A 22,428-nucleotide genomic window follows, 5' to 3' on the forward strand; every position below is an offset into this window, starting at 1 on the left:
TCACATCTTGGGCCGGACGTCGTGGTGCGCCGGCATGACGAGATGCGGCAGCGCGAGCTGCCCCTGCGCCGGCGCGGCGACGTCGGTTGCCGCCGGGCCGCCGTCGCGCAAGGCGGGTTTCCGGGCCGATCCGCGCGGGCGCGGCGCCGGCACGTCGCCAACGTCCACATCGGGCCGGGACGCGGCCAGCGCACCGGCCTGTTCGACGATGAAATCGGGACCCCGGTCGCGCAGCAGGATGACCTGACCTTCGCGGGACGCGGCGGCGCGGTGGTCGGTCAGGTTGACGATGCGCCCCTGGTTGGGACCGTCGATGGCGCTGTGAGGCGCGTCGACGAAGCTGCGCAGGTCCTCGGACAGCCAGTGATAGCGCCGGGCCAGGCGGCTGTCGCCGTTCATGCCCTGCTGCACCACTGTCCATTTGCCGTCGTCGGTCACGAAGAAGCCATGCAGGTAGAGGTCGAAGCCATCCTGCACCGCCGCGCTGTCCACCTTGGCCACCAGGCGGCTGGCGCGCGCCAGCGCATCGCCGTCCACGCCGACCCGATCGGCGACCTGCGCCAATTCCTGCGGCGTTCTGCGCGAATGGTTGCCGCGCCCGCCGCAGACATGGATGCCCAGTTCGCCCGACAAGGGCGCCAGGCCGCGCTTGAGCGCGCCGATCACGCTGGTGGTGATGCCGGAGGAATGCCAATCCATGCCCATGACGGCGCCGAAGGACTGGAACCAGAAAGGATGCGCCAGCCGCCGCAGGAATTCGTCGCGCCCGTAGTGGTGGACGATGGCCTGCGCGATCACCGCGCCCAGGCGTGTCATGCGCGCGCCCAGCCAGGCCGGCACCCGGCCGCCATGCAAGGGAAGATCCGCGCTGCCCGCCCGACGCATGCGTGCCGCCCCTAGGGCCGCCGGCCCAGTGCGGCGATGTCGTCGAATACCGGCACGATGGCCAGCACGAGCAGCATCGCCGACAGGGGCACCGTGGCGATGAATCCCATGTGCTTGAATCCGAGCGCACCGGCCAGGCCGCCCAGCAGGAACATGCCGAGCAGCGAGCCCAGCAGCCGCAGCCGCGGCCGGTTGGCCAGCACCCGGCTGTCCTCCGGCGCGCCGTCGCGCAGGTTCCAGTACATCAGCTTGCCGATTTCGATGCCGATATCGGTGACGATGCCCGTCATGTGCGTGGTGCGGATTTCGGCTTTCGAGATCTTGGTGATGATGGCGTTCTGCAGGCCCATGATGAAACACAGCAGCCCGACCGTGGCCGGGACGAAAAACATGCGTTGCTGCTCCAGGTGCGCGCCCAGCAGGCCGAAGACGAGCAGCAGCGCCGCTTCCAGCATCAAGGGCATGGCGTATTCGCTGTGCGCGCGGCGCCGCCGGCCCCAGTTGATCAGGACGGCGGAGACGGCCGCGCCGACCATGAACGCCAGCAGCGCGCTCAGTCCCGCGACCACCAGGGCGATCTCGCCCAGCACGGCGTGGTCCGCCAGCGCGGAAACGATGCCGGTCATGTGGGAGGTGTACTGGCCCACGGCGAGAAATCCGCCGGCGTTGGCCGCACCGGCCACGAAGGCCAGGGAACGTCCCAGCCGCCGGTTGTTTTCGGTAGTGCGTCCGGGGCTGGTCAACGCACGTAGGTAGTGCACGGGCATGGCGGCGGAAAAAGGATCGAAATGCGCCTGAGCGGGCATTCTACTCGCGCCCGTGCCCGGTCTCTTTCCTGGGGTCTACCAGGCGATGCGCAAGCCCGCCGATATCGCGTGTCCGGCACGCACCCGTTGGCGCCCGGCCAGGGGCAGCTGGCGGCCATATTCCCCGTACAGCCCGACGTGGCGGTTGATCGCCCAGGTACCGCCGGCGGCGAGTTCGGCCGAGGTATGGCCGCGCCCCTCGCCGATGCGGGCGGTGCCGCCCGGCCCCTTGATGGACTGCGCGTCGGTGCCCGCCAGGCCGTGGAGGAAATCCAGGCGCGCATAGGGCCACGCCTGCCCGTGCCGGCCGCTGTAGTCGCCCCTTAACCGCAATCCCAGGCGGCCGGTGGCGCTGTTGCCGGGATGTTGGCGCACCGTGGCGGCGGGCAGGCTGACGTCATCGATATGCCGGCGCGCGGCGACGATCTGCGCCTGGGGTTCGGCCGTCCAGCGGCTGCTCAGCCGCAGGGGCCTGCCGGATTCCAGGGACACCAGCGTGCCGCGCGCGTGGATATCCGCGCGGTTGCCATTGATGGCGGCGCCCTTGCCGCGTTGGTAACCGTGCTGCACGACCATGTCAGCGTACCAGCCCGTATCCGCGGTGTAGGTCCAGTAGGCGCCCAGGTAATGGGATCGCCCCTGCAGTCTGCCGACGTACCGGTCCGGGACGCCGCCGGCATCGCCATGGACGCGGTGCCGCCAGCCCAGCGTGCCGCCGTAGAGCCCGACGCGATGATGGATGCCGGCATACAGATCGCTGCCGAGCTGCGCGCCCGACGTCCAGCCGTCGCTGCGCGGGGCGACCGTGCCTTGCTGGCGGATATGTGTGCCCTGGTCGATCGCGCGGCCCCAGGCCCGGCGCCGCGACGCGCCCGGCTCCGGCGAGGCCGCCGTCATATCGCCGCCTTGCCGGCGATGCAGGCTGCCCAGCATCGCGAGGTCGGCCTGCGCCAGCATGGCCGGCAGGGCCGCGTACAAGGCGGTCTCCGGGCGGTAGCTGGGGCGGCCGGCAGCCGTCGCCAGGATGGCCGCGCGGCCTTCCGCATGGCCCGGCGCCGCCGCCGGCGCGGTGGATCGCAGATACCAGCTTTCGCCGCGGCCGTTCGCGTCGCCCGGATACAGGCGGTATTCGTAGGCGCCGGCATCGATGTGGCCGCCCTGCAGGTCGAATGCGTCGCGCGTGGTCTGGGCCGTGGTCGTGGCGCCGTTGACCGCGCGTACCACTTCGATGCCATCGCCCAGGGTGCGCGCGCCCAGGCCGCCGGTATTGACGATGGCAAGATGGGTGCGGCCGCCGGCGCGGCCACCATCGATCACCAGCCGATCGGTCGGGCTATCGCTGTCGCCCAGCGCGGTACGCAGGCGCACCACGCCGCCGCGGCCGATGTAGTCGCCGCGTACGACCAGCGTGTTGGCGGGCGGGGAAGCCGCGGGCGCTACGCCCGGCGGCGGTCCCAGGACGACGGTGCCGGCATTCTCCAGCCCGGCGACGGTCTGCGGCAGGCCGGCCGTATCCAGCGTCGCGCCAGCGGCCACGGCGATGCGCATCGAAGGTCCCAGCGCGTGTGCCGCGGCGGCGCGCAGCACGCCGGTGGCGACGGCGATGTCGCCCGTGGCCGTATTGACGCCGGCCAATTCCAGCGTACCCCGCCCTGTTTTCGCCAACGCGCCGGTGCCCGTATAGGCGCCCGCCCAACGCATGGTATGCGGGCCTGTGTCCACGCTGCCGCCGCGCGGCCGCACCGTGACCGGTCGCGCCGCCGTGACATCGGCGGTGGCACGCAACGCGCCGCCATCGAACGTCAACGGCCCCTGGGCGGCGCCCAGGTTGCGGTCGTCGCGGATTTCCAGTGTTCCGTTCCGCAATGTCGTGCCGCCGGTATGGCGATTGTGGCCGTGCAGGGCCAGCGTGCCGGGATCGGTTTTGACGAGAGTGCCCGAGCCGACGATATCCGCAGCTATTGTGGCGCGCATGGTGCTGTTGCTTCTGCTGTTGCTGTTGCCGCGTCCTTTGCCGTTGCGGCTGGCCTTGCTTGTATCGGTGCCGCCAGCGCCGCTGTTCGTGTCGTTAACGCTGCCGCCATGATTGCCACCGCCACCGCCACCGCCACCGCCACCGCCATCGCCGTCGTCGTCACCGTCTCCGCCTACGCGCAGAACGGTTTCCGTCGCGTCCGTCGCCAGCGTACCGGTTCCGCCGATGACATAGCCGTCCGCGATGAACTGCGCGCCGGAAAAACGCACGGTTCCCGCGCTGTCGTCGACGCTCACCGTGCCGCCGCGTCCGCCGAAAACCGCCAGCGCGCCGGCCGTCCACGACGCCTCGGCACCCTTGTCATCGGTCGACCATGCCCGGCCGCCGTTCGCGCGCCAACGGTTGTCCTTCCCATCCTCCTTGCCGTCGGTGCCGGCGTGCCAGAAGCGCACGGGGCGGTCGCCGTCATGCAGCAGGTCTATCCTTCCCGCGCGTGCCGTGCGTACATGCCAGGCTTCGCGGCGCGTGCCGGACGGCACCGACGCGATCTCCAGCGTATTGTCGATCAAGGTCCCGCCATACCCGATCAGCCGATGGAGTCCGGGCTCGCCGCTGCCGGCGATATGGACGCTACCGTCCAGGATTAGGTCGTGGCGCACGTCGAGACGCGGCCGGCGTGGCGTCGCCGCATCGTCCAGCCTGACGCGCAGCACCGAGCCGGGACGCAGCGTCAGGCTATCCATTGCCAACGCGTGGCCGGGCCGTTCCGCCGCCAACGTCGCCCCGTCCTCGACGGTCACCTTGCTTCCCACCTCGCCGCTGCCCGCCAGCGTCGCGCCGGACAATACGGCCAGCCGCCCGGTCATCCGGCGTTGGTCTCCTTCCAGTACCAGCGTGCCGCGCCGGACCTCCACGCGGCCCCTGTGGCTGTTGGGACCGCTCAGGACCACGGTGCCCGTGCCCGCCTGCACGAGGCTGCCGTAGCCGTGCAGGCCCTGCGGCACCCGCAGCGTGTCGCGCCGGTCGAAAACCAATTCCGCGCCATCGTTGTAGATGTCGCGCGCCAGTGAACCGGCGGTGCCGCCATTGCCCAATCGCAACCTGCCGCCGGTCAGCACCGTGATGCCGGTGTAGGTGTGATCTTCGGTCAGCGTCATCGTGCCGGTGCCCAGATAATGGACCGCCCCGCGCCCGTCGATGTGGCCGCGGAAGGTGACATCATCGGCGCGATCGAACTCCAGCAGGCCGTCGTTCAGAATGTGGCCGGCGATGCTTCCCTTCACGCCGCCATCGCCGACACGCACGATGCCGTTCGCGATATGCGTGCCGCCGGTGTAAGTGTTCGCGCCATGCAGGCGCAGCTCCCCGTTGCCCCATTTGCGCAGACCGCCGGGACCGGACAGCGCGAGCGGGATGGTGGCGAAGTCGCCCGCCGCCGGGATATCGAAATCGCCGCCCGTGCCGGACCAGGCATAGCCGAAAACCGCGGCTTGCCGCCGGGCCGTCTGTTCGGCGGCAACATCGGCGGCCGCCAGTTGGACCGCCAGCAGCGGCACTGCAAGATGGACTCTGATCATGGAGACGCTCCACCGAGGCAAACAGGCGCGCGAACGTACACCGACACGCGCCGTGCAGGCGCGTATCCGGACGTCATGTGCGGGGAATGGCGGGCGGCCATGATGAACGCCCATGCCGTAGTAGGAGCGGAGTCTAGAAGTCCGCTGCGACGTAGGACTTATGGAAGGTAAAAATCAGCCTGAATCCTAGGTGTGTTGCATCAAAAATCAGGCGTAGTCCTATGGCCAGTACGCCCGGCACGGTGTGTCGCGCAGCCGCACCGGTAATTCGATCCGAGGTTGCCTCAGTCGGTGCACGGGATTGGTCCGAAGCGAGAGGCGCCTTCCGTCGTGATTTCGTCCGAAGTGCGATCGGGCCAGGTGCGGGTCGTCGCCGCCTGCAGGCTACTCTCGCGGCCCGCCGCCGCGACGGTGGCCAGTACCGAAAACAGCTGGCGGTCCCTGGCGTTCACAATGTAGGACACCAGCAGCACGCAAAACTTATTCCAGCTTCTCCGGATCCAGGCGCATGGCGCCGTGGCGACGCGTCAGCAGGGTCAGGCCCCACATGCCCACGCCCAGCAGCAGCAGCCAGCCCGCCACCTGATATTGCACGGGGTCCCGCCCCGTCAGCGGCGTGACCAGGAACAGGCAGGTCGCGGCACCCAGCCACGGGACCACGGTCCGTACGCGGAAATGCTCGTGACCGACGCGGTCGCGCCGCAGTACCAGCACCGCCACGTTCACGAACGCGAACACGCCCAGTAGCAGTAGTGCGGTGGTGCCGCCCAGCGCCCGGATCGCCTGCGATTCCACGCGCGACACCAGCCAGGTCAGGCCCAGCCCGATCGCCGTGGTGAACAGGATGGCGGCCCACGGCGTGCGTGTGCGCTCGTGTACCCGCGACAGGAAGGCCGGCAGCACGCCCTGGTTCGCCATGCCATAGAGCAGGCGGCTGGCCATCATCATGTTGATCAGCGCCGAGTTCGCCACCGCGAACATGGAGATCACCGGCATGATCTGGTCGGTGGGCAGGTTGGGCGCGGCGCGCTGCACCACCAGCACCAGCGGGGTATTGCTGGCGGCCAGCTCGCCCACGGGCACCAGCGCGACGGCGCAGATGGAAACCAGGACATAGATCGCCGCCGTCAGGCCCAGGCCGGTCAGCATGACTTTGGGGAAGATGCGGTGCGGCGCGTGGGTTTCTTCCGCCATGTTGACGGAATCCTCGAATCCCACCATGGCGAAGAAGGCGAGGGTGGTAGCGGAAGTCACCGCCAGGAAAACGCTTTTGTCCTCCGGCGTATCGAAAGCGATCGCCCGCGAGAAATCCGCCTGGCCACCGCCGATGGCCCAGAAGCCCAGCAGGATCACCATCAGAAGGCCGCTGAGTTCGATCAAGGTCAGGACGACGTTGGCTTTGACGCTGTGCGCCGCGCCACGCAGGTTCAACAGCATCACCAGTCCCAAAAAGCCCAGCGCGCCCCAGGTAACCGCATCGCCGCCGGCGTCCACGCCGATCGCGGCGAAGAGATTGGCGGCGAAAGCGCGCGAAGCCGTGGCCGCCGAGGTCAGGCCCGAACACATGACGGTGAAACAGACGATGAAGGTAAGGAAATGCACGCCGAAGGCTTTGTGCACATACAGCGCGGCACCGGCGGCCTGGGGATACTTGGTTACCAGCTCCAGATACGACAGGGCGGTCAGCAGGGCCACGACGAAGGCGACCAGGAAGGGCAGCCAGGCCGCGCCTCCGACCTCGTGGGCCACCTGCCCGGTCAACGCATAGATGCCCGTGCCGAGGATGTCGCCGACGATGAACAGCAGCAGCAGCTTCGGTCCCATGACGCGCGCGAGCGGCGTATCGGCGCCCGGTGCCTGTTGTATGGATGACTGGCTCGTGGACATCGCTTCTCCCCCGTGTGTTCATGCCGGCGCCGGCCGCGCCTGCCCAGGCATGAGCAAGTGGCGGGCCCGGGCGGTACAGATCGGCAGGGAGTGGCGCCGATGCTGCGTGGCATGCCCGGGCCGCGACCGATACAGATGCCGGGCCGCGCGAGGCGGAGGCCCGGGCGATACGGGCGCGGCGCGGCCCCGGTCAGGCCTCCCCATTGAACGACGCTCGCCGTGCGGTGGTATTAAGACACCGGTCAGGTCGGCGGGCTAACGTGTTGGCTGTGATGGTCCGGGCAGTGGCCCGGTGGCGTGCCCCATTGCACTGTCCTTGCGGCGAGTGAAGGTAATGCGCACGCGCGCGTCGTGTCCGGTCCGTCCGGCGCGGCGCGGTTGCTTTCCATCGATTCCTTCCAGGGTTCTGCTGGCCGATAGGCGTGGGGCGCCTTGCATTCCTGAAAGGACCGAAAGCATGCAGCAAACCCTGTCGGCGGAAAGGCCTTCCGCTTTTACCCTCGCGCGCATGGTCGTGCGTGTGACGGCCGGCAATTTCCTCGAGCAGTTCGATTTCTTCCTCTTCGGCTTTTATGCGACGCAGATTGCCGCCGTATTCTTCCCCGCCAGCAGCCAGTTCGCCTCTTTGATGCAGACCTTCGCCGTCTTCGGCGCGGGCTTCCTCATGCGGCCGCTGGGCGCGATCGTGCTGGGCGCCTATATCGACCGGGTGGGACGGCGCAAGGGCCTGATCGTCACGTTGTCGCTGATGGCCAGCGGGACCATCCTGATTGCTTTCGTACCGGGGCACGCGGCCATCGGCCCCGCCGCGCCGCTGCTGGTCCTGCTGGGCCGGCTGTTGCAGGGCTTTTCCGCCGGCGCGGAACTGGGCGGCGTGTCGGTGTACCTGGCCGAAATGGCGACGCCGGGCCGCAAAGGGTTCTACACCAGCTGGCAATCCGGCAGCCAGCAGATTTCCATCGTGGTCGCGGCGGCGCTGGGCTTCGGCCTGAACCGCTGGATGGATACCACCACCATCGCGGCCTGGGGCTGGCGCATTCCTTTCTTCGTCGGCTGCATGATCATTCCGTTCATCTTCGTGCTGCGCCGCCGCCTGGAGGAAACCCAGGCCTTCAAGGCGCGCAGCCATCGCCCCGGCCTGCGTGAATCGTGGATCGCGCTGGCGGCGAACTGGAAGCTGATGGTGGGCGGCGCGCTGATGGTGGCGATGACCACCACCGCCTTCTACCTGATCACGGTGTATGCCCCCACCTTTGGCAAGACTGTCCTGCACCTGAGCACCTCCGACAGCCTGCTCGTCACGCTTTGCGTCGGCGTCTCGAACTTTATCTGGCTGCCCATCGGCGGGGCCATTTCGGACCGCATCGGCCGCAAGCCGGTGTTGCTGACCATGACGGCCCTGGCCATCGTGACGGCGTATCCCACCCTGACATTCCTGGCGAACGGGCCGACGTTCACCAAGATGCTGATCGTGCTGCTGTGGCTGTCCTTCCTGTACGCCGTCTACAACGGCGCGATGGTGGTGGCGCTGACCGAAGTGATGCCGGCATCGGTACGCGTGGCCGGCTTTTCCGTGGCGTACAGCCTGGCCACCGCGATATTCGGCGGTTTCACGCCGGAGATTTCCACGGCGCTGATCCACGTGACGGGCGACCGCGCGGCGCCCGGCTACTGGATGACGTTCGCCGCGCTCTGCGGGTTCTGCGCGACGCTGACGCTTTATGCGCGCGGCGGCGCCGCCGCGCGCATGGCCGCGCAGACGTAATATCGCACCGAAGCGCGGGTGCCGGCCGCCCCCTTGGGAAATGTCCTTGACGGCCGGCACCAGACAGCGCCGGCGCCTTTTTTTCTTCCACTCTCGGCTATCGAGGAGACTATGAGATATCCCATTCGCACCCTGGCCCTGGCCGGTTCGCTGCTCGCCTCATCGCTGGCTTACGCGCCGGTACGGGCGGCGGAACTGCACGTTCTGATCTCGGGCGGCTTTTCCGCCGCCTACGACAAGCTGGGCCCGCAATTCGCCGCCGCCACCGGCAATAAGCTGGTCACCGAGCATGGGCCCTCCATGGGCAAATCCCACGAAGCCATCCCCAATCGGCTGGCACGGCACGAGCCGGCGGACGTGGTCATCATGGTCGGCTATGCCCTGGACGACCTGATCAAGGAAGGCAAGGTCGCCAAGTCCTCGCGCGTCGAACTGGCCGATTCGCCCATCGGCATGGTGGTGCGGGAAGGCCAGCCCAAGCCGGATATTTCCACCGTCGAGGGGCTGCGCAAGGCCCTGCTGGGCGCGAAGTCCATCGCCTATTCGGATAGCGCCAGCGGCGTCTACATCGAAAAGGAAATGTTCAAGAAACTGGGCATCGAGGAACAGGTCAAATCCAAGGCGACGATGGTGCCCAAGGTTCCCGTGGCCTCGCAGGTGGCCAACGGCAAGTATGAAGTGGGTTTCCAGCAGGTGGCCGAACTGCTGCCCGTGCCCGGCGTAACCTTCGTCGGCAAGGTGCCGGATTCGGTGCAGTCGATCACGCGCTTCGCGGGCGGCGTGCCGGCCGGTTCGACCCATCCCAAGGAGGCGGCCGAGCTGCTGAAATTCCTGGCATCGCCGCAGGCGCAGGCCATCGTGCGGCAGACCGGCCTGGACCCTGTCACGAAGAAGTAAGCGCCGCGGCGCCGCGCCTATCCCCCATCCTTGCCGGTGCGGGAGACTTCGGTCAACGTGGTCGGGCAGGCGCGGCTGCCGTCCTTCAGCTGTTCCAAAAACCAGCGTCCCGCCGGGCCCGGCGGGTTGTCATGCCGGTACACGGCCTGCACCGCTATCGGCGGCACCCGGCAGTCGGCGCTTTCGCGCGTCAGCGCCACCAGCTCGCCGCTAAGGATCTGTGCCTGCACCATGGCCAGGGGCATGTGACCCCAGCCGAAGCCGGCGCATAGAAAGGCGTGCTTGGCGCCCATATCGGCCAGCCGCCACGTCAACGGCGAAAAAACGCCGTAGCTGTTGCCATCGGTCAGGTCGGTCCGGTCGGTCAGTACCAGTTGTACATGCCTGGAGAGCTCCTGCAGGGTGATCTCGCCTTGCACCGAAGCCAGCGGATGCGACGGCGCCACTACCTTCACCATGGGCACGTCCAGCAGCATTTCGGCCTGTAGTGCGTTGGGTATGGTGGGCAGGGAGCCGATGACGCCCAGGGCGCATGTGCCGTCCAGGACGGGCTTGGCCACGCCACCCAGCGCTTCCACGTACAGGCGCAGCGGCGTGTGGGGAAACGCGACGCGAAACCCGCCCACCGCCTTGGTAAGCGCCTGCATGGGATACATGACATCGATGACGGCCGTCAGCTCCGGTTCCAATCCGTCCGACATGGATTTCGCCTTGGCCTTGAACGCATTCATCCCCTGCAGGACGCCGCGGGCTTCCTGCAGCAGCGCGCGCCCGGCATCCGTCAGCACCGGATAGCGGCCCGCGCGGTCGAAGAGCTTGACGCCGGTTTGCGCCTCCAGGTTGGCCAGCGTGTGGCTGACCACGGATTGGGCGCGGCGCAATTGCCGCCCCGCCGCGGAGAAGCTGCCGGTTTCGGCCGCCGCCACGAAGGTGCGCAGTTGGTCCAGGGAAATGGCTTCAAGCATAGGTATCTATATATCAGATGGGTCTGATCGAAATATATAGGCTTCACGGAGGGGTCAGCAACCCTCTAACCTTCGCGCATGTTTTCTTCCCGATCCTGCGCGGCGTCCGCCACGTGTCCGGCCGGCATGGTCCGGCCCGCTGGCGATGCGGCGCACCGTTGCCATCCCGGAGATCCGTCATGAGTACCCCAACCGCCTATACCACTGCCAACGCCGCCGCGCCCGCCGCCCGCCAGGGCGGGGCCGCGTCCCTGGTCAGCCGCATCCTGCTCGCCGCGCTGTTCCTGATCGCCGGCGTCGGCAAGCTGGCCGCGCCCGCCGGCACGATGGCCTATATCGCGTCCGCGGGCCTGCCGTTTCCCACGCTCAGCTATGTCGTCGCCGTGATCGTCGAAGTGGGCGGCGGTGTGCTGCTGGTCCTCGGCTACCGCGCGCGCCTGGTCGCCGCCATCCTGGCCGTCTTCACCGTCGTGACCGCCCTGGTGTTCCATAGCGCCCTGGGCGATGCCGGCCAGCAGGTCAATTTCCTGAAGAACCTGGCCATCGCGGGCGGCCTGCTGCAGGTCGTCCTGCACGGTGCCGGCGCGTACAGCATCGACCGGCGCGCGCGCTGATCCCCGGCGTCCGGGCCGGGCGGACCGCCACCGTCGCCGAACCCTCGCGCACGGTCCTGGCGGATCGCCACGGGAAGGGGCGCTATGGGCAACCTGGCGCCAGCCGTGGAACGGCTGGCGCGGTTCATTCCGCCGCCGCTTCGTCGGCCGCGAACAGGTTCTCCTTGCCCCAGGTGTAAAGCGCCCGCAGCACCGGCTGCAACCGCCGGCCTTTGTCGGTCAGGTGGTATTCGTTGTGGTCGCAGCGGCCGGGCGAGGGGCGGGTTTCGAGCACGCCTTCTTCCACCAGGTTGCGCAGCCGCGTGCTGAGGATGTTCCTGGCCAGTCCCAGGCGCTGCTGGAAATCGCTGAAGCGGCAGGTTCCGGACAGCGCTTCCCGCACGATCAGCAGGCTCCACCAATCGCCGATCACATCCAGCGACCGGGCGATCGGGCACGGATCCTGGGTTAAACGCTTGCGCCGCATGTTCTTGCCCCCATTTGACGGTTGCAATTTTAAACCCTGCTGGGTACTATCGTCATGGTTTCAACATTAAACAATGTGCCACCCCCGGCGCACATGGGGTATTTCATGACGACGCTTTTCGATCCCTTATCCATCGGCGACCTGCACCTGCCCAACCGTATCGTCATGGCGCCGCTGACGCGGTTGCGCGCGCCCGGCGGCGTCCCGACCCCCCTGATGGCGCGGTACTACGAGCAGCGGGCATCGGCCGGACTGATCATTACCGAAGGCACTCCCGTCAGGGACGACGGCGTCGGCTATCCCAACGTGCCGGGGATCTGGAGCGACGCGCAGATCCAGGGCTGGAAGCAGATCACCGAAGCCGTGCACCGCGCGGGCGGCCGCATCGCCGCGCAGCTGTGGCATGTCGGCCGGGTCTCGCATCCTCTGCTGCTGCAGGGGCGCCAGCCGGTGGCGCCCAGCGCCATCGCCCCGCAAGGCCACGTCAGTCTGCTGCGGCCGAAACAACCGTATGTCGAGCCGCGCGAACTCGCACTGGACGAAATCCCCGGCATCATCGATGCCTTCCGCCAGGCCGCCCGCAACGCCAAGGCCGCCGGCTTCGACGGCGTGACGATCCACGGCGCCAATGGCTACCTGCTGGACCAGTTCCTTCAGGATGGCTCCAACCGCCGCACGGATGCCTATGGCGGCAGCGTGGAAAACCGCGCCCGCCTTATGCTCGAAGTCGTCGATGCCGTACTGGAAGTGTGGGATCCGCAACGCGTGGGCCTGCACCTGGCACCGCGATCGCCTTCGTACTCGGTCACGGAAAGCGATCCCGCCCGGACTTTCGGCCATGTCGCCCGTGCGATGGGCGAGCGTGGCCTGGGCTTTCTCTTCATCCGCGAAACGGCAGGCGATGGCGCCCTGTTCTCGATGATGAAGCGCGAATTCGGCGGCGTGTGCATCGCCAACGACGGCTACGATGCGGATTCGGCGGCCGCTGTCCTCGCGCGCGGCGAGGCCGATGCCGTGGCGTTCGGCAAGGCCTATATCGCCAACCCGGACCTGGTTGAAAGGCTGCGGCGCCAGGCGCCGTTGAATGCCGTGGACACCGCGACGATCTACGACCTGGAGCATTGCAGCCCGGTGGGATATACGGATTATCCGCTGCTGGAGGCCCAGGCCGCCTGAGGGCGCTACCCCGGGTACTGTTGACATGGCTTCCCACATTGGGATATATAAACGGCATACCAATACAGGATGCCGGATTCCAGGGGGAAGTAATCATGACTACGGCTGCCTTCGCGGCAGGGCCGGCTGCCGCCGCGCCCGCGAGCGACGAAGTGCTCAGCGTTCGAGACGTGGAAATCCGCTACGGACACGCCACCATCGTCTCGGACGCGTCTTTCACCGTCCACAAAGGCGAATTCATTACCCTGCTGGGACCGAGCGGTAGCGGCAAGACGTCGCTGCTGCGGACCATCGCGGGGTTCGTGCCGGCGAGCCGGGGCGAGATCCGCCTGCAGGGCGAGTCCATGGCCGATGTACCGCCGTACCGGCGCGACGTGGGACTGGTGTTCCAGAACTATGCGCTGTTTCCCCACATGACGGTGGCGGAGAACCTGGCGTTCGGACCGCGCATGATGCGGGTGCCCGCGGGCCAGATCGCAGAACGTATCCAGGAGTCTTTGACGCATGTGCGGCTGAGCCAGTACGCCGCGCGCTACCCGCATGAACTATCCGGCGGACAGCAGCAGCGCGTGGCGATCGCGCGGGCGTTGGCGATGCGGCCGTCGCTGCTGCTGCTGGACGAACCCATGTCCAATCTGGACCCGCGCCTGCGCGCCGAGATGCGGGTGGAACTGACGGCGCTGCTGAAGAGGCTGTGCGTGACCGCGGTGTCGGTGACGCACAGCCAGGACGAAGCCCTGGCCATGTCCGATCGCGTCATCGTCATGGCCGACGGCGGAATACGCCAGATCGGCACGCCGGGAGAGATCTACCTGCATCCCGTCGACCAGTTCGTCGCGGGATTCGTCGGCGCCGCCAACATCGTGGGTGCGGAGTACGTCGGTGTGCAGGGCGGCTTGCCCATGTTCAAGACCTGTTGGGGGCAGGCCATCCCGGTCCAGTCCGGCGCGGCGGATCTCGAACGGGCCTCCCTGCTGCTTATCCGGCCTGAAAGCATACGGGTGTTCCACGCCGGCGCCGCCGGCCGCAGCGCTTCGATCGAGGGCGATGGCGGACCCGTGTCCCAGGTATCCGGCCGGATCGTCCATCGCTGTTATATGGGTTCACATCTGGAGCTGCGCGTGGACGTGGGCGCCAGTGAACTCACGGCCAGGCCGCCGGTCGGCGCGGACGTGGATGATTTCCCTTTGGGAGAGACCGTCGTCCTGCAGTGGCCCTGCAATACCGTACAGGCGGTCCGCCCATGACGCCGCCCGGACATACCGCCGCGGCGGGCGCGCCGCCGCGCCAGGCCAGTGCGCCGGCAAAGGCGGGCAGGACTACCGCGCCATGGGCCCTGCGGGGATGGTTGCTGGTGCTGCCCGCGCTGGGAATATTCGCCGTATTCATCGCCGCCATCGCGGCGCTGCTGGGGTTCAGCCTGTACGCGCAAGGGACCATGGGCGGCGAGCTGACAGGCGGGCCGACCCTGCGCGTCTATGCGCAAGCGTTGTCGAATCCCTTGTACCTGGCCGCGATTTCCACCACGTTCCGCCTTTCGGCCATCGCCACGCTGGGCAGCCTGGTCCTGGGACTGCCGGTCGCGTACTGGATCGTGCGCAGCCCCAGCGCGCGGGTGCGCACGGCGCTGATCATGCTGGTGGCGATTCCCTTCATGACCAGCCTGATCGTGAGGCTGTATGCGCTGACCCTGGTGCTGGGGAACACCGGCCTGATCAACCGCCTGTTGCATGGCCTGGGGATCCTGCCGGAAAGCGACTTCCTGCCATTGATCCGCAACGAAGCCAGCGTGGCCATAGGATTGGTGTACTTCGTCCTGCCGTTCGTCATCTTTACGCTGGCGGCCGGCTTCCGCCGCTATGACCGCACGCTGGAGGAAGCCGCCCAGAACCTGGGCGCCGACGAGGTCACGACGTTCTTCCGCGTGACGCTGCCGCTGTTGATGCCGGGCATCGCGGCGGCCGGCACGCTTGCCTTCGTGCTGGCGGGCACGGCGTTCGCCACGCCCTTGCTGCTGGGCGGCGGCGCCGTCCGCATGATCGCCAATGCCATCTATGACCGCGCGATGTTTGGCGGCGGCATGCCCGTCGCGGCGGCGCTGAGCGCGCTGGCCCTGGTTTTCACCATGGCTTGCCTGTATGTCGCCGGGCGGCTGACAAGGAAACAACATGCGCAGACATCTTGATGGCATCCGCCGGTGCAGGCGTCCGGCAGGCTTTTGCGTGGTCTGGGCCCTGCGCGCCAGCGCGCTGCTATTGCTGCTGGTGCCGATTCTGCTGGTGGTCGTCTCGTCATTCGGCGCGCATGCGTACACCACGATCCCGCCTATCGAACTGTCGTTGCGCTGGTACGCGAATATCTTCGCCAGGGACGAGTTCACCTCCAGCTTTCTTGCCAGCCTGGCCATCGCGGCGATCGTCACGCCGGCCTCCGTGCTGACCGGAACGCTGGCGGCATATGGAATCTGGAAGTACCGGATGCGAATGGCGCCTGTGCTCGAACCGCTGCTGATGTCGCCCATCCTGCTGCCGCTGGTCGTGACGGGCCTGGCGCTGCTCGCCTTCATCAACCGCATCGGGCTGGATCCGGGCTACCTGGCCATCGCCCTGGGACACGTGATCATCACCTTTCCCTATAGCTTCCGCTCCGTGCTGGCGGCGCTGCGCCGCTACGACCGGCAAATGGACGACGCCGCGGCCAGCTTGCGCGCGCGCCCGTGGGATACCTTCCGGCATGTGACCTTGCCGCTGATACGGCCGGGTCTTTTCGCCGGCGCGCTGTTCGCCTTCGTCATGTCGTTCGACGACTTCGCGATGACGATATTCCTTATCGCGCCGGGCACCGGAACACTGCCCATCGCGATCTACCAATACATGGAATTCAACCTGGACCCGACCGTATCCGCGGTGTCGTCGCTGCTCATCCTGATGGCGATCGGTGGCGTGTTGCTGGTCGAGCGAACCATCGGAATGGAAAGATTCATCGGTACAAAGGCATAGTTGATTGGCATACCAATAAGGCATATAATTCGCCGTATCGGTGCACTGGGCAAGCGCTTCGGCGACATGCCGCTGGACAATCGCTCCAAGGCGGTCGCCGGCAACGCGATGAAGCTATTCAACATTGAGAGCTAAAGGGAACGACATGGCGAAGATCCTCGACTTCCTGGGGGGCACCCTGATCGATGGCACCGGTGGCCCGGCCATTGAAAACGGCAGTATGCGCGTCGTCGACGGCAGGGTGGCAGCGGTCTGGCAGGGCAACGCGCGCCCCGTCGCCGCCGAAGCTCCCGCGGACGAAGCGGTAGACACGCGGGGCGCCACCATCATGCCGGGGCTGATCGATACCCATTGCCATATTTCCTATGGCGAGGGCAGGGCGGCGGAGGAAGTCGATGTCTACGGCGGCGCCGAGTGGGCCGCCGTGCGCGCCGTGTGGAATGCCGGCAAGGTGCTGCAGAGTGGGGTGACGACCATCTGCGATCCGGGTTCCACCTGGAATGTGGCGGTGACCTGTCGCGATGCGATACTGAATGGCATGTATCCCGGCCCGCGGATCGCGGCCGGCGGCCGCCATATCAGCGCGGATGGCGGTTTCGCCGATTATTTTCCCAGCTGGCTCGGCATGCCCGTCTCTGCCGAAGGCGTTTTGTGCCACAACCGGGACGAGATGCGGCAAGAGGTACGGCGGCAGGTCAAGAACCGTGTCGACGTGGTGAAGATCAGCGGCGACAGCCAGGCGCAGGAATCCAACCTGGAAGCGGGGCCGTGCCTTACCAGGGACGAGATGTCGGCCATCGTGGACATGTCGCACCAGCTGGGCCGCAAGGTCACCATCCATGCGCGCTATGCCGCCACGGTCGCGATGGCGGCGCAGGCCGGCGTGGACTGGCTCATTCACGCTTCCTACATGAAAGCGGAAGATGTCGGCATGGTGCGCGACCTGGGCATTCCCATTTGTCCGACCATGACGTTCACCGCCAACATCGTGCAGCACGGCAAGGATGTGGGGGTGGATCCCAACTATATCGAGCACAAGCGCCGAGAGCTGGATGCCCTGGTCAGGATCCACACCAGGTGCATCGAAGCGGGCATCCCGATGATGATGGGGTCCGAAGCTGGCTTCGCGGTCACCCCTTACGGCGAATGGCACACGCGCGAAATGGAGTTGATGGTCGAGTTGCTCGGCATGCGCCCGATGGACGCCATTGTTGCCGCCACGGCCAACAACGCCAGGGCGCTGGGGTGGGACGATCAGGTCGGCGCGCTGGCGCCGGGGCGGTGGGCCGATTTCCTGATTGTCGACGGAGATCCCCTGATCAATATAGGCGTACTCGCGGACCGCAAGCGCATCCGCGCGATCTATAAAGGAGGCGAGCTGGTGCAGCGCCATGCGTCGCCCCCGGAACGCCGGCGCATGGCGCACGAACGCGGATTTGCGGTGTCGACGGCGATGTTGCGGCGCGCTGCCTGACCGCCGCCGATCGCCATCCCCGCGGCCGCGAGGGTCGCGGGTGTTTCATTCCAGCGGAAGCCGCGACTCTCCGGTACGCCGCTTGTCGATGTTCCAGCCATTGGAGCCTGTCATGTCGAAGCCTGTGTCGTACCCCCCGCCATACCCCCCATCGCGTCCTGTGTCGCCGTTGTCCTGTATCAAGCGGGGCACATCGAAGTTGCTGGCCGCCGCGCTGTTCGCGTTTTATGGCGCTGCCGCGCACGCGGAAAAGCCCTTGCGCATCGTTGTTCCTTTTTCGGCGGGCTCCACCATAGATTCCCTGGCGCGATTGGTGGCCGCCACCTTGCCCGAGGTCTCCGACTACAAGGCAGTATTCGTGGAAAATCGCTCCGGCGCCGCGGGGATCATCGGCACCACGACGGTAGTGCGAGCCCACCCGGACGGCTACACCATACTGCTGCAGGCCAATGGCTTGACCACGACGCCGGCGGTCAGGGACGACCTGCCTTTCGATACCTTGAAGGACCTGGCGCCCATTATCCTGGTCGGCACCACGCCGTATGCCTTCATTGCCCCCGCGGGTTCGCCGGCGGGATCCATGGGCGAACTGTTCGACCAGGCGCGCAAGTCCGGACGGAAGATCAGCTTCGGGACCAGCGGCCTGGGCAGCCAAAGCCAGTTCGTCCTGGTGCAGTTGGCCAAGCGCGCCCACGTCGAGTTCCTGGAGGTGCCTTTCAGGGGGCAGGCGGAGATCATGCTGGGCGTCATGGGCGACCAGGTGCAACTGGGCATGATGAATCTGCCTTCGGCATTGCAGCAGATGCAGGATAAGCGGATCAAGCTGCTCGCCACCATTACCAAGGCCCGTACCGCGATGACGCCCGCCGTGCCCACCCTGGGCGAATCCGGACTGGGCGAGCTGGAGGAGTCGGCCTGGTACGGGTTTCTTGCGCCCGCCAATACGCCTCCGTCGATCGTCGCTGCCTTGAACAAGGGCATCGCGGCGACGCTGCGCCGGCCGGAAGCCCAGGCAAAACTCACGGAGATGGGCATCGATGTGGTGGCCAGCACGCCCGACGCCTTCGCCGCCAAGCTCAAGCAGGAAACTTCGCGCTATCGCGCGATCGCGGACGAACAGAATCTGCGCGCCCGCCAGCCATAACGCGGCGCCCCCACGCCGGGGGCGCCTTTTCCCGCCTATTTGATCTGGCCTTCCAGCGCCGACGGCCATATGCGCCGGTACAGCCGCGTCAGGATTTCGCCGCACGTCGCGGCTTCGTCGCGGCCGACGGTGGTATGGAACACAGGTTCGACCGCGCCTGCCTCGCCTTGCAGCACCGGCGCGACCACATGGTCGTAGTCCGGATTCAGGAAGAACGGTATGGAATAGCGATCCTTGCCGAACTTGTTGATGACCCGGTGCGGCGTAGCCCGGAACAGGCCGTTGGTCCAGACCTTCATCATTTCGCCCAGGTTGATCACGAAGCTGCCGGGAACGGGCGGCACCGGAATCCAGTCGCCGTCCGGACCCATGATTTCCAGCCCGCCGGTCTGGTCCTGGGCCAACAGCGTGAACGCGCCGTTATCGGTGTGCGGCCGGGTGCCGTAGATGTCGGCCGGATCCGCGGGCTGCTGCGGCGGGTAGTGGATCAGGCGCAGCAGCGACATCGGGTGTGCGAAATAACGCACGAACGTGTCCTCGGGCAGGTCCAGGCCCAGCGCGGCCAGCCGCATCATCTGTTTTGCCAGCCCGGTGACCTCGGCGACATAGGCCAGTGCCGCGGGCCGCAGGCCGGGTAATGCCGCCGGCCAGATATTCCGGCCATGCAGGGGCTTGTTCGCGAGCAGCCCGGGGTCGTCGTCGGCATGTTCCTGCCAGATGTGGAAGCTTTCCAGCATATTCCCCTTCATTTCGGCGTCGTTGCCCAGCATTCTTATGGGCAGATAGCCGCGCCAGTGCGGGTTGCCCGTCATGGACAGGGCGGCTTTCTCGTGTTCGGGCAGCGCGAAGAAGCGTTTGGCCTGGTCGAACATGCCGTCTATCTTCGCCACATCCACGCCGTGGTTGACGATGTAGAAAAAGCCGACGGTTCGACAGAGCTCCGCCAGATCGCGCCCGAGCCGGCGGCGGACTTCGATGTCAGGATGCCGCAGGCCGGCCAGATCCAGCAGCGGGATGCGTGTGCCTTCGGTCGCCGCGGAAAGTGTCGTAGTCATCGTGCTGTTCCTCTTGTACTTGCTTTCGGTTGATGGGAATCGAGCCGTTGCGCATAACGGGCGCGCGCTACCTGTGTTCCAGCAAGAAGTCGTGGGCGCGCGCGGTGAACGGTTCGGCATGGAAATTCAATAAGCGATGCGGACGGTCGGGAAAGATCTCCAGGCGCGAACCCGCGATCGCCGCGTGCATGCGCTTCGCATAGTGGGGCGGCATGACATGGTCCGCCGAGCCCGCGGCGATCCAGGTCGGCGTCTCTATAGTGCCGATGCGGTCGGCGACGTCGTGCGAAAGGATCGCCCGATAGTGCCCGATCAGGCCGCGTGTCGCGCGCGGATCGTCCTGCGCTCCGCGCGCCACCCGGCGGGCGATCTCCTGCCGTACGCTCGCTTCGTTGGCGTTGACGTAGGCCTCGCCAAAGGCGGAATAGGCGCTGAACAGCGCCCAGATCTCTGGCGTGGTTTCTTCCAATACCTTGATCAGCAGATCGTAGCGCAGCCGCAGGTAAGGGTCCGGCCTATCGTAGCTGGCGTACAGGGACAGCGACTTGAAGCGCTCCGGCGCCGCCAGCACGCATTCCAGCGCGATGGCGCCCCCCAGCGAATAGCCGCCTATGTGGCATGCGCGGATGTCCAGCGCATCCAGCAGCGCGAGGGCATCCCACGCCATTTCCTTGATGGTGTAGCCATCATCCGGAATATCGCTCTGCCCGACGCCACGCATGTCGTAGACGATGCATTGGAAGTCCCGGGCGAATAGCGGCAACTGTTCGTCGAAGGTCTTGTGATCCATGCCGTTGCCGGCAATCAGGAGCAGGGGGGGGCCTTCTCCCACGCAGCGGAAGAAGGTTCGTATACCGTTGGCCGTGATGAATGGCATGCTCGATCCGTATGTGTAGTTGGCGAAATGGCCTGGGACGACCCGGCGGTTCAGCGTAGCGTCATGGGCGCGATCTGCCGGTCCCACTGGTCCTGCCACGCCGCGCGATTCGCGATGACCGCACGTTCGTCGAAGCGGATCAGTTTCTTGAAGGCCTCGTCCGACACCGTGTACCTGGCATGCTCCGGGGTCAGCTTGGCATCGCGGTTGACCGGCGTGATCTTAAGGTCCCGCGTGACGTTGCCGATGATGTCCGCGCGCAGGAAGAAGTCCATGAACCGGGTGGCGGCCTGGGCGTGCGGGGCGTTCTTCACCAGCGCGATCACATCCATGCCCGCGGGCGCGCCCTCGCAGGGGATGACGAAGCTGGCCTTGACCCCTTCGTCGATAAGCTTGTACGCGGCGCTCGATACCATGGGGACGGCCCAGACTTCACCCTGCGCCAGCAGCCGCTGTTGGCTGGCGGAATCGTCCGACACCGCCAGCAGGTTGTGGCCCATCTGCTTGATCAGGTTCAGGCCGGGCGTCACATCCTGCTCGTTGCCGCCGGCCATGCGGTTACTCATCAACAGGAACAGGCCGTTCATATAGCGCGGCGATGAAACGCCGACCTTGTTCGCCAGGTCCGGCCGCCACAAGTCCTTCCAACAGGTGATGGGCTGCCGCACTTTGTCGGTGCGGTAAATAATGCCGTAGGGGTAAACCCATATACCGGCGAACATCACCTTGCCTTGGGCGTCGCGCGGCGCGCCGAAAGCCGGCAGGCCGGCAAGCGCGGATACCCGCGCCGGATCGACCGGCGCCAGCAGGCCATCGTCGTAAGCGGTAATCGCATCCTGCGACGTCGCCATCACCAGATCGATTTTCGGGCTGGCCCGCTGCGCCGCGATCATCTGGATATTCACCAGGGATACGCCCGACACGACGCGCACCTTGATGCCCGTCGCTTTCTCGAAGGGCGCTATCGCCTGTTCGGCGATGGCCTTGCCCCATGTTCCGCCCCATGTCGCCAGGACGACTTCTTCAGCGCGCGCGGTGCCGGCGCCCGGGATTGCAGTGGCGATGGCCAGCGCCGCTGCCGCCATCAAACGATGCGGTTTCATATCGGTACCCCTTGGGTCGTTGACAAATGTGCATCAAAGGCATGTATTATTGGCATGCCAATACGATATACTTTAATTCATGCCCCCGCAACATTCCTGGTTTTCATCATGAGTACAGAGATCTCTCCGCGCGCGCCGTCCACGGTCGCCGGCACCACGGCCGGCGCTGACGGCGCCCTGGCGGCGGGCTTCCACGCCGTCGTCGCCGCCCGCCGGTCCATCTACGCCTACGAACAGACGCCGGTCCCCAGGCGCCTGGTCGAAGCGTCCATCGCCGACGCTATCCAGGCGCCCAATCACCATCGAACCGAACCGTGGCGCTTTTACGTGTTTGCCGGAGAGGGCCGGGCCCGTCTGGGGGCTGCCTACGAGGCCGCCGCGCTCAGGGTCAACCGCGACGTGGCGAGGGCGATCCAGCGCGCCTATGACGCGCCTGTCATGGTGGTGGCCGCCTGCGTGCCGGCGGTGGGGAATCCAAAAGTCAGCGAAGCCGAAGAGCGTTTCGCCGTGGCCGCCGCCGTACAGACGATGCTGCTGTCCCTTGCCGCGGCAGGCGTGGACACGCTGCTGACCACCGGCGAACTGGCGGAATCGCCGGAAGTACGCGCGCTGGTCGGCCTGCAGGAGCCGAACGCCATATTGATGGGTGTCATCAACGTCGGCTATCGCAGCCGGGAGCGGCCGGCGCGGCCCCGTCCCCCCATGGACCCCGCGGCGTTCACGACATGGTGCGAGGCGGCATGAGCCAACAGGAAAGCCGGCA

The 22,428-nt window shown here is 66.7% G+C and carries 20 protein-coding genes; 10 read left to right on the plus strand and 10 right to left on the minus strand.

Going from position 1 to position 22,428, the window contains the following annotated elements; genetic code table 11:
• The 5 genes from ACO1P8_RS12870 to ACO1P8_RS12890 all read right to left on the minus strand — a co-directional run bounded on the left by ACO1P8_RS12870 (window position 1) and on the right by ACO1P8_RS12890 (window position 7,130).
• Complete coding sequence (locus ACO1P8_RS12870; protein ID WP_486296275.1) at window positions 1–885, minus strand: DUF763 domain-containing protein; 885 nt, start codon at window positions 883–885, stop codon at window positions 1–3.
• Between the two features lie 11 nt (window positions 886–896).
• On the minus strand, window positions 897–1,652 hold the full coding sequence (locus ACO1P8_RS12875) for a YoaK family protein (RefSeq protein WP_486296346.1): 756 nt from the start codon (window positions 1,650–1,652) through the stop codon (window positions 897–899).
• 75 nt (window positions 1,653–1,727) lie between these two features.
• Window positions 1,728–5,243, minus strand: a complete 3,516-nt coding sequence (locus ACO1P8_RS12880; RefSeq protein ID WP_486296276.1) for an autotransporter family protein — start codon at window positions 5,241–5,243, stop codon at window positions 1,728–1,730.
• A gap of 284 nt (window positions 5,244–5,527) precedes the next feature.
• A complete protein-coding gene (locus tag ACO1P8_RS12885; RefSeq protein ID WP_486296277.1) occupies window positions 5,528–5,716 on the minus strand; it encodes a hypothetical protein in 189 nt (62 codons plus the stop codon).
• Window positions 5,717–5,723: 7 nt separating this feature from the next.
• Window positions 5,724–7,130, minus strand: coding sequence for an APC family permease (locus tag ACO1P8_RS12890; protein WP_486296278.1), 1,407 nt, complete (start codon window positions 7,128–7,130; stop codon window positions 5,724–5,726).
• 457 nt (window positions 7,131–7,587) lie between these two features.
• On the opposite strand from ACO1P8_RS12890, the gene tcuC reads away from it, so the two are divergent.
• Together tcuC and ACO1P8_RS12900 are read left to right on the plus strand one after the other, a co-directional pair.
• Window positions 7,588–8,895 carry a tricarballylate/proton symporter TcuC gene (gene tcuC, locus ACO1P8_RS12895; protein WP_486296279.1) on the plus strand — a complete coding sequence of 436 codons (1,308 nt, stop codon included), beginning with the start codon at window positions 7,588–7,590 and terminating at the stop codon, window positions 8,893–8,895.
• Window positions 8,896–9,006: 111 nt separating this feature from the next.
• Entirely contained in the window at window positions 9,007–9,792 is a 786-nt protein-coding gene (locus tag ACO1P8_RS12900; RefSeq protein WP_486296280.1) for a substrate-binding domain-containing protein, read from the plus strand.
• 17 nt (window positions 9,793–9,809) lie between these two features.
• Here the strand turns inward: ACO1P8_RS12900 and ACO1P8_RS12905 are convergent, their stop codons facing one another.
• Window positions 9,810–10,757 carry a LysR family transcriptional regulator gene (locus tag ACO1P8_RS12905; protein ID WP_486296281.1) on the minus strand — a complete coding sequence of 316 codons (948 nt, stop codon included), beginning with the start codon at window positions 10,755–10,757 and terminating at the stop codon, window positions 9,810–9,812.
• 179 nt (window positions 10,758–10,936) lie between these two features.
• Here ACO1P8_RS12905 and ACO1P8_RS12910 point away from each other — a divergent pair, with 179 nt between their 5' ends.
• Window positions 10,937–11,371 carry a DoxX family protein gene (locus ACO1P8_RS12910; RefSeq protein ID WP_486296282.1) on the plus strand — a complete coding sequence of 145 codons (435 nt, stop codon included), beginning with the start codon at window positions 10,937–10,939 and terminating at the stop codon, window positions 11,369–11,371.
• Window positions 11,372–11,495: 124 nt separating this feature from the next.
• On the opposite strand, the gene ACO1P8_RS12915 is transcribed toward ACO1P8_RS12910, so the two are convergent.
• Window positions 11,496–11,837, minus strand: a complete 342-nt coding sequence (locus tag ACO1P8_RS12915; protein ID WP_486296283.1) for a winged helix-turn-helix transcriptional regulator — start codon at window positions 11,835–11,837, stop codon at window positions 11,496–11,498.
• 105 nt (window positions 11,838–11,942) lie between these two features.
• Between ACO1P8_RS12915 and ACO1P8_RS12920 the strand changes: the two genes are divergently transcribed.
• The 6 genes from ACO1P8_RS12920 to ACO1P8_RS12945 all read left to right on the plus strand — a co-directional run bounded on the left by ACO1P8_RS12920 (window position 11,943) and on the right by ACO1P8_RS12945 (window position 18,630).
• A complete protein-coding gene (locus ACO1P8_RS12920; protein WP_486296284.1) occupies window positions 11,943–13,013 on the plus strand; it encodes an alkene reductase in 1,071 nt (356 codons plus the stop codon).
• A gap of 95 nt (window positions 13,014–13,108) precedes the next feature.
• A complete protein-coding gene (locus ACO1P8_RS12925) occupies window positions 13,109–14,260 on the plus strand; it encodes an ABC transporter ATP-binding protein (RefSeq protein WP_486296285.1) in 1,152 nt (383 codons plus the stop codon).
• The gene (locus tag ACO1P8_RS12930; RefSeq protein WP_486296286.1) at window positions 14,257–15,198 is read left to right on the plus strand and encodes an ABC transporter permease; all 942 of its coding nucleotides are present in this window, start codon (window positions 14,257–14,259) and stop codon (window positions 15,196–15,198) included. Before ACO1P8_RS12925 ends, ACO1P8_RS12930 begins: the two co-directional genes overlap by 4 nt.
• The gene (locus tag ACO1P8_RS12935) at window positions 15,182–16,012 is read left to right on the plus strand and encodes an ABC transporter permease (RefSeq protein WP_486296287.1); all 831 of its coding nucleotides are present in this window, start codon (window positions 15,182–15,184) and stop codon (window positions 16,010–16,012) included. Before ACO1P8_RS12930 ends, ACO1P8_RS12935 begins: the two co-directional genes overlap by 17 nt.
• A 145-nt stretch (window positions 16,013–16,157) precedes the next feature.
• Window positions 16,158–17,486, plus strand: coding sequence for a metal-dependent hydrolase family protein (locus ACO1P8_RS12940; protein ID WP_486296288.1), 1,329 nt, complete (start codon window positions 16,158–16,160; stop codon window positions 17,484–17,486).
• A 112-nt stretch (window positions 17,487–17,598) separates the two neighbouring features.
• The gene (locus tag ACO1P8_RS12945) at window positions 17,599–18,630 is read left to right on the plus strand and encodes a Bug family tripartite tricarboxylate transporter substrate binding protein (RefSeq protein WP_486296289.1); all 1,032 of its coding nucleotides are present in this window, start codon (window positions 17,599–17,601) and stop codon (window positions 18,628–18,630) included.
• 35 nt (window positions 18,631–18,665) lie between these two features.
• On the opposite strand, the gene ACO1P8_RS12950 is transcribed toward ACO1P8_RS12945, so the two are convergent.
• The 3 genes from ACO1P8_RS12950 to ACO1P8_RS12960 form a co-directional block, all read right to left on the minus strand.
• On the minus strand, window positions 18,666–19,685 hold the full coding sequence (locus ACO1P8_RS12950) for an isopenicillin N synthase family dioxygenase (RefSeq protein WP_486296290.1): 1,020 nt from the start codon (window positions 19,683–19,685) through the stop codon (window positions 18,666–18,668).
• Window positions 19,686–19,752: 67 nt separating this feature from the next.
• The gene (locus tag ACO1P8_RS12955) at window positions 19,753–20,562 is read right to left on the minus strand and encodes an alpha/beta fold hydrolase (protein WP_486296291.1); all 810 of its coding nucleotides are present in this window, start codon (window positions 20,560–20,562) and stop codon (window positions 19,753–19,755) included.
• A 50-nt stretch (window positions 20,563–20,612) separates the two neighbouring features.
• The gene (locus ACO1P8_RS12960) at window positions 20,613–21,665 is read right to left on the minus strand and encodes an extracellular solute-binding protein (RefSeq protein ID WP_486296292.1); all 1,053 of its coding nucleotides are present in this window, start codon (window positions 21,663–21,665) and stop codon (window positions 20,613–20,615) included.
• Between the two features lie 108 nt (window positions 21,666–21,773).
• On the opposite strand from ACO1P8_RS12960, the gene ACO1P8_RS12965 reads away from it, so the two are divergent.
• Complete coding sequence (locus tag ACO1P8_RS12965; RefSeq protein ID WP_486296293.1) at window positions 21,774–22,409, plus strand: nitroreductase family protein; 636 nt, start codon at window positions 21,774–21,776, stop codon at window positions 22,407–22,409.
• Window positions 22,410–22,428: the final 19 nt, after the last annotated feature.

The sequence above is a fragment of the Bordetella sp. genome (assembly GCF_057362025.1).

Coding starts and splice junctions, on each gene's coding strand:
- ACO1P8_RS12965 (WP_486296293.1), top strand. CDS start 21,774: ATGAGTACAGAGATCTCTCCGCGCGCGCCGTCCACGGTCGCCGGCACC.
- ACO1P8_RS12940 (WP_486296288.1), top strand. CDS start 16,158: ATGGCGAAGATCCTCGACTTCCTGGGGGGCACCCTGATCGATGGCACC.
- ACO1P8_RS12920 (WP_486296284.1), top strand. CDS start 11,943: ATGACGACGCTTTTCGATCCCTTATCCATCGGCGACCTGCACCTGCCC.
- ACO1P8_RS12880 (WP_486296276.1), bottom strand. CDS start 5,243: ATGATCAGAGTCCATCTTGCAGTGCCGCTGCTGGCGGTCCAACTGGCG.
- ACO1P8_RS12925 (WP_486296285.1), top strand. CDS start 13,109: ATGACTACGGCTGCCTTCGCGGCAGGGCCGGCTGCCGCCGCGCCCGCG.
- ACO1P8_RS12900 (WP_486296280.1), top strand. CDS start 9,007: ATGAGATATCCCATTCGCACCCTGGCCCTGGCCGGTTCGCTGCTCGCC.
- ACO1P8_RS12905 (WP_486296281.1), bottom strand. CDS start 10,757: ATGCTTGAAGCCATTTCCCTGGACCAACTGCGCACCTTCGTGGCGGCG.
- tcuC (WP_486296279.1), top strand. CDS start 7,588: ATGCAGCAAACCCTGTCGGCGGAAAGGCCTTCCGCTTTTACCCTCGCG.
- ACO1P8_RS12960 (WP_486296292.1), bottom strand. CDS start 21,665: ATGAAACCGCATCGTTTGATGGCGGCAGCGGCGCTGGCCATCGCCACT.
- ACO1P8_RS12935 (WP_486296287.1), top strand. CDS start 15,182: ATGCGCAGACATCTTGATGGCATCCGCCGGTGCAGGCGTCCGGCAGGC.
- ACO1P8_RS12955 (WP_486296291.1), bottom strand. CDS start 20,562: ATGCCATTCATCACGGCCAACGGTATACGAACCTTCTTCCGCTGCGTG.
- ACO1P8_RS12875 (WP_486296346.1), bottom strand. CDS start 1,652: ATGCCCGTGCACTACCTACGTGCGTTGACCAGCCCCGGACGCACTACC.
- ACO1P8_RS12870 (WP_486296275.1), bottom strand. CDS start 885: ATGCGTCGGGCGGGCAGCGCGGATCTTCCCTTGCATGGCGGCCGGGTG.
- ACO1P8_RS12890 (WP_486296278.1), bottom strand. CDS start 7,130: ATGTCCACGAGCCAGTCATCCATACAACAGGCACCGGGCGCCGATACG.
- ACO1P8_RS12915 (WP_486296283.1), bottom strand. CDS start 11,837: ATGCGGCGCAAGCGTTTAACCCAGGATCCGTGCCCGATCGCCCGGTCG.
- ACO1P8_RS12930 (WP_486296286.1), top strand. CDS start 14,257: ATGACGCCGCCCGGACATACCGCCGCGGCGGGCGCGCCGCCGCGCCAG.
- ACO1P8_RS12910 (WP_486296282.1), top strand. CDS start 10,937: ATGAGTACCCCAACCGCCTATACCACTGCCAACGCCGCCGCGCCCGCC.
- ACO1P8_RS12950 (WP_486296290.1), bottom strand. CDS start 19,685: ATGACTACGACACTTTCCGCGGCGACCGAAGGCACACGCATCCCGCTG.
- ACO1P8_RS12945 (WP_486296289.1), top strand. CDS start 17,599: ATGTCGAAGCCTGTGTCGTACCCCCCGCCATACCCCCCATCGCGTCCT.